Here is a 5554-nt window from a genome sequence, read left to right as displayed (position 1 = left end):
CAAGGGGCAGCCCCGGTTGATGTCGGGGGCCAGCAGTCGGCTGAGCGTGAAGGAGATCATGGCGGCGGCGATGCCGTGCCCGGCCACGTCGATGGTGTAGAAGCCGATGTGCCGCTCGTCGAGCCGGAAGAAGTTGATGATGTCGCCGGAGACGTGGGTCGAGGGGCAGTACATCCGTTCGAACAGCACCTCGCTGATGAAGGTGTGGCGCGGGGGCAGAAGGTTTTGCTGCATCTTGCCCGCCATGACCAGGTCGCGGTCGATCTGGGCGTGGGCCGCCCGCAGTTGATCGCCCATGTCGGTCAATCGCTGATTTTGCAGGTGCAGGGCTTGTTCGAGATTCAGCATCCGCTCGCCAGCGCGGATGCGGGCGCGAAGCTCCTCGAAATCCACCGGCTTGCGTAGGAAGTCGTCGGCCCCGGCACCCATGCCGTCCACCAGGGATTGCTTGTCCTCGCGGGCGGTCAGCAGGATGATGTAGACATAATGCCGGGCACCGCTGGCCCGGATTTTCCGGCACAGGGTCGGCCCGTCCATGGCCGGCAGCATCCAGTCGGTGATGACCAGCCGGGGCGATTCCCGTTGCACGATCTCCCAGCCTTCCTCGCCGGTGTCCGCGCCAAGCACCTCGTATCCCCAGTTCGACGCCACGGCTTCAAGGGTTCTTCGGCTGATTTTGCTATCGTCAACAATCAGGATGCGCATTCGAGTGGGGCCATTCTACTCAGGAGGCCGTAAACCGGAAGGGGTGCTGTTTTGTCCGGTATTCGACTGAGATAGTATAAACGCTCATACAAAGATTAAGCGATTTAGGGGCATGGGAATCAGCGGGTCGATATATACCGCGTTCAGCCACAAACTGAACATCTTGCTCCCTCTCCCTCTGGGAGACCTGTCCTGAGCGTGGCCGAAGGGAGGTTGGGGTGGGGGGGGGATTAAAAAGTTCAGTTTGTGGCTGTTTCGAGTATAGGTTGCCTTAAGGTGTTTTCATGGTCGCCGCTGCCCAATTATGCCGGTCGGCGGGCCTTGCTGGTGGAGGACGACGCCATCAGCCGCAAGGGCCGTGGCGATGTTGGGGCGCCTTGGTTTGGATGTCACCGATGGACTCGAAGCCCTGGCCGCGCTTGGCGAGGCCCGCTACGGCCTGGTTTTCATGGATCGCCAAATGCCCAACCTGGATGGCATCGAAACCACCCACGCCTGGCGGAGCCGTGAAACCGAACGGCAATGGCCGCCCATTCCCATCATCGCCCTGACCGCCAACGCCATGCCCGCGGATCGGGACGCCTGTCTGGCCGTTGGCATGGACGACCATCTCGCCAAGCCCATCGTGGGGGACTTGCTGTGCCAAGTGCTGGCGCGGTGGCTGCCGGAGCGGGGGGCGGCCCAAGGCGATGCTTAAGCCGCGTAGGTCGGGCATGTATTCCATGCCCGACATGACTTCCGGGCGATGGCGTCGGGCACGAGTACATGTCCGACCTACGGGAGTCCGGTGAGGGGCAGCGCATCCGCGAATCGGTAAATTCAGCGAATTCAGGTACTGCCAAAAAACTAGACGGCTGCCTTAAGCTAAAATGCGCCACTTTTGAATATTGCGCCATGGCGGGCGGGGTTTGGGTCTCGCGTTCAAGGGCGGCAAAATATTTTCCAAGCGCCAATAATAGGCGCTTGTATTCCCGGCCAAATCATATAACGATTGAAAATCATAAAAATGTTGGATAGTTCAACCATGCTTAACGAGCAGACAGAGTTTCTAACCACCAGGGAAGCCTCGAAGCTGCTGGGGGTGGCTTTGACAACCATCCAATTGTGGGTGGAAACCGGCGTGCTGCCCGCCTGGAAGACCGCTGGCGGGCACCGTCGCATCTCCCGCCAAGCGGTGGACAAGCTGCGGGCCGAGCAATCGGCCTCGCTGGGCTTCGCCAACGCCCCGCCCCCCAGCACCGTGCTGATTGTGGAGGACAACCCGGTGGAGCGGGAGCTATACCGGCTCCGGTTCTCCGAATGGCAATTGCCCGCCACCCTGCTGATGGCCGAAGACGGCTTCGAGGGCTTGATGCTGGCGGGGCGGCACTCGCCCGATTTAATCCTCGCCGACCTGTCCATGCCCGGCATGGATGGCTTCAAGATGATCCGCCAACTCTACCGCCAAGCGCCCGCGCCCGGCGCCATCATCGTCGTCACGGGGCTGACGGCGGAGGAGATCGAGACCCAGGGTGGCCTGCCGCCCGATCTTCCCGTGTATCCCAAGCCCATCCCCTTCGCGGCCCTGCGTCCGGTGGTCCAGCATCACATGCAAAAGAAAACAGTGGCCCGGCGGGGGAGATAACCCATGAACGCACCGGAGGCCGACCCTGCGTCTGAGAACGGTCGGGCCGGTGGCGGTGCCCGGCTGCGGGCGCTGCTGAACGTCATCCTCGGCCATGCCCAATTGCTGGCGCTGAATCCCGGGCTGGACGAGCCGAGCCGGGCGCAGGTCCGGGAAACTGAGGAGGCGGGCCGGACTTTGATGGCGCTGGTGGAGACCTGGCTGGCACCGCCCCAGGCCAGTGTGGAGTCGCGGTCGCGGTGGGGCGACGCCCTGCCCGCCGCCGCCGAATCACGCACGCCGTCCGTTTCCTCCCCCCGCCGCATCCTCGTGGCGGAAGACCATCCCCCCAACCAAACCGTGCTGCGAATGCAGCTTGAACTGCTGGGCTACGCCGCCGACATTGTCGGGGACGGCAACGAGGCGTTGATCCGCTGGCAAACCGGCCACTACGGACTGATTCTGGCCGACCTCAACATGCCTGGACTGAATGGCCGCGAACTGGCCCGCGCCGTGCGCGAGCAGGAGCGTCTCCAGGGCGGGCGCATTCCCATCGTCGCCATCACCGCCTCGGCGGCACCCGAGGCGCGGGGTGCCTGCCGCGCCGCTGGCATGGACGAGATATTGTTCAAACCCGTCGAGCTGGACACCCTCGGCGCCACGCTGCGGCATTGGCTGGCCGGGGCGGGGCCAGAGCCTGCGACGGTCGTTGCCGCCGCCATCGAGCCATCGCGGGAACTGCTTGATTTGTTCGTCGGCGTGGCTTGGCGGGAGTTGGGCGAGGCGGGCCGCTGCCTGCGGCGGCGCGATGGCGCCGGGGTGGCGGACATCATGCATAAGCTGAAATCCTCGGGCCGCAGCCTGGGGGCCGACCGCTTCGCCCGCTTGGCCGTGGAATTGGAGCGGGTGGCGCGAAGCGGTCTCGGGTCGGGTGCCGGGGCGCTGTTTGCGGAGTTGGAGTCCGCCTTGGTGGACTTCGAGGCCGCCACGGCCAAGCCTCCGGGGATTCCGCCCAGGGCCGTCGCCGATGATCCGCTGTCCGCCGAGGACATCCGCCAAGCCATCCTGCTCGACGAGTTCGAGGTGCTTTTCCAGCCCGAGGCGGACGTCGTCAGTCGGCAGCCCGTGGCGGTGGTGGCCTTGGCCCGCTGGCGAAGCCCTCGGCATGGCTTGGTGTCCGCCCCCGTGTTCCTGGCCTTGGCGGAGCGGCACGACCTGATCGGCTCCTTGTCGGAGCTGCTGTTCAGCAAGGCGCTGTTTGGCGGCGCCCAACTGGCGGAGGCGGGATTCCCCTTGGACGTGGCGGTGCCCCTCTCGCCAGTCTGGCTCATGCAGCCCCAGTTGCCCGAATTCATCCAGGCCAGCCTTCGCGCCGCCCAGATGTCGGCGGGGCGGGTCATTCTGGAAATTTCCGAGGCGGGCGCCATGGCCTTCGAGCGGATGCCCAAGGACCGGGCCGCACGCTTGTTAAAGACCGGGGCGCGGTTCGCGCTGGACGACTTCGGGCCGGAGGGATCGTCCCCGGACCGCCTCAAGCGCATCGGCTTCAGCCAGCTAAAGCTCAGCCGCGACACGCTGCGGGTCGCCGCCGACGAAATTTCCCGCTCATTCCTGACGTTGAGTCTGGAGCGGGCGCGGATTCTGGCGTTCAAGACCGTGGCCAAGGGGCTGGAAACCCCGGAGGACATGGCCCTGGCCCGTTCCCTCGGGTGCGGGCGGATGCAGGGTCCGCTGATCGGCGCCACCCTGCCGGTTGAAGAGTTGATTGATTGGCTGGGAACCCGTGGCACGCCCTAAGCGCAACGCGGCGGATATTCGGCACTAGGGCCGCGATCCGTCATGAAAGAAAAAAAGCTGGCGCCCCGTTCGACTTCGACGGGCTGCGAGAGCGCACGCTGAACGAGCTGATATCGGGCTTCGCCTGGTTGGTGACGCCCGCCGCCGCGATTTCCGTGAGCCGGGCCTTCTGGCTGTGCTGGCCCCCCCTTGTTCACTGTGCAACTGGGCCTGTTGGCGGTGGCCTGGGCCTTGGTCTGGTTCCGCCAGCGCCTATCCCACGGCGGGCGGGTGGCGGCCTGCCTCGCCGTGTGGCGGGGCTGCATTGCCGCCGCCCAGGTCTATCTGGGGCCGCTGTCCGACAGCAAGGTCGGCATGGTGCTGATCGTCCAGATGACGATGCTGCTCCTGCCGCCTGGATTTTCTAATCCCCCCTCACCCCAACCCTCTCCCAGAGGGAGAAGGGGCAAGATGTTCAGTTTGTGGCTGAACGCAGTATATATTCAATCCCACCTTGAATTGGACGCCACCAAGCGCGGCCCCATATTCAACAGCACCACCCGATGGCCCAGCAAATGAACCCGGCCCCGGCGGCGGTTGTCCCCGGTGGTGGTGAACTCGAATTCATACACCCGCGCCCAGGCCATTCGGCCCTCCTCGTTGCGCTGGGGCTTCAGGCTGGCGAGGGTGATGGTCTCGTCGAGCAGTTGCAGCTCATCCTCTTCGCAGGCTTGGCGCACGGCCCGGAGGCCCGCCTCCCGCGCCGCGAAGCTGTCGAACCAGAACCAGGCGAGTCCGCCCAGCGCCAAGGGAATGACGATTTCCAGGGTGGTCATGGGAGCTTGGGAATGGTGGGGAACCGCCGACTCATTCCCAGGGCGGGGCGTCGCCGGCATAGGGGATGAAATCCCCGCGCCGGGGTTCGCTGCGAAAGCCCGGCACGGCTTTGCCCGTTTCGAATCCGGCGCTGGTTGAGGAGGACGCGCTGGGTTTCGCGTTCGGTGGGGGCGCGTCGCCGCTGTTCCAGCGGGTGAACAAGCCCAGGTCCAAGCCTGCCGGGACATACCACTTTTTCCGCGAGGTGTCCCATTTCGCGCCCAGCGCCTTGGCTTGGTCTTTTTCGGCGTAGGGCACGGAGAGATACGTGTGGGGAGTTGCTGCCATGGTGGTGAGGGATTCTGCGCGAGGGCGCCATCGTTGCGAGGGCGGTTATTGTAATCGCTGGAGGGCTGATTCGCTTGTTCCCGAGTTCTCGCTCAGGGCAATCGCACTATCTCCCTCTCGCCTTTGGGAGAGGGAAAAACAGCCGCCTCCTACATAGCGCGATTGCCCTGGTTCTCGCTTCACTCCATTAAGGCGATTTCCAGGAAAAGACATACCTGTAGGATGGGTAGAGCGTACTCGCGAAACCCATCGAGCCGGACACAGGGTGATGGGTTTCGCTCGCTCTACCCAAGATATGTCTTTCAG

The 5554-nt window shown here is 64.4% G+C and carries 7 protein-coding genes; 4 read left to right on the top strand and 3 right to left on the bottom strand.

Features of this window, described 5'->3' with window-relative positions; translation table 11 throughout:
* On the bottom strand, positions 1-705 hold a 705-nt coding region (locus tag ACXWUF_RS17445; RefSeq protein ID WP_458495891.1), incomplete at its 3' end, for a response regulator.
* Between the two features lie 382 nt (positions 706-1087).
* Here ACXWUF_RS17445 and ACXWUF_RS17440 point away from each other — a divergent pair.
* The 4 genes from ACXWUF_RS17440 (at position 1088) to ACXWUF_RS17425 (ending at position 4663) form a co-directional block, all read left to right on the top strand.
* On the top strand, positions 1088-1402 hold the full coding sequence (locus ACXWUF_RS17440; protein ID WP_458495890.1) for a response regulator: 315 nt from the start codon (positions 1088-1090) through the stop codon (positions 1400-1402).
* Positions 1403-1729: 327 nt separating this feature from the next.
* The gene (locus ACXWUF_RS17435; RefSeq protein ID WP_458495889.1) at positions 1730-2329 is read left to right on the top strand and encodes a response regulator; all 600 of its coding nucleotides are present in this window, start codon (positions 1730-1732) and stop codon (positions 2327-2329) included.
* A 3-nt stretch (positions 2330-2332) separates the two neighbouring features.
* On the top strand, positions 2333-4105 hold the full coding sequence (locus tag ACXWUF_RS17430) for an EAL domain-containing protein (protein WP_458495888.1): 1773 nt from the start codon (positions 2333-2335) through the stop codon (positions 4103-4105).
* A 189-nt stretch (positions 4106-4294) separates the two neighbouring features.
* Positions 4295-4663, top strand: coding sequence for a hypothetical protein (locus tag ACXWUF_RS17425; protein ID WP_458495887.1), 369 nt, complete (start codon positions 4295-4297; stop codon positions 4661-4663).
* Here ACXWUF_RS17425 and ACXWUF_RS17420 read toward each other — a convergent pair.
* Positions 4588-4920, bottom strand: coding sequence for a DUF3301 domain-containing protein (locus ACXWUF_RS17420; protein WP_458495886.1), 333 nt, complete (start codon positions 4918-4920; stop codon positions 4588-4590). The two genes, ACXWUF_RS17425 and ACXWUF_RS17420, sit on opposite strands and share 76 nt — an antisense overlap.
* Positions 4921-4951: 31 nt before the next feature.
* Entirely contained in the window at positions 4952-5248 is a 297-nt protein-coding gene (locus ACXWUF_RS17415; protein ID WP_458495885.1) for a DUF5710 domain-containing protein, read from the bottom strand.
* Positions 5249-5554 lie beyond the last annotated feature (306 nt).

The sequence above is a fragment of the Methylomagnum sp. genome, assembly GCF_054333355.1.
This window is presented reverse-complemented; position numbering and strand designations above follow the sequence as displayed.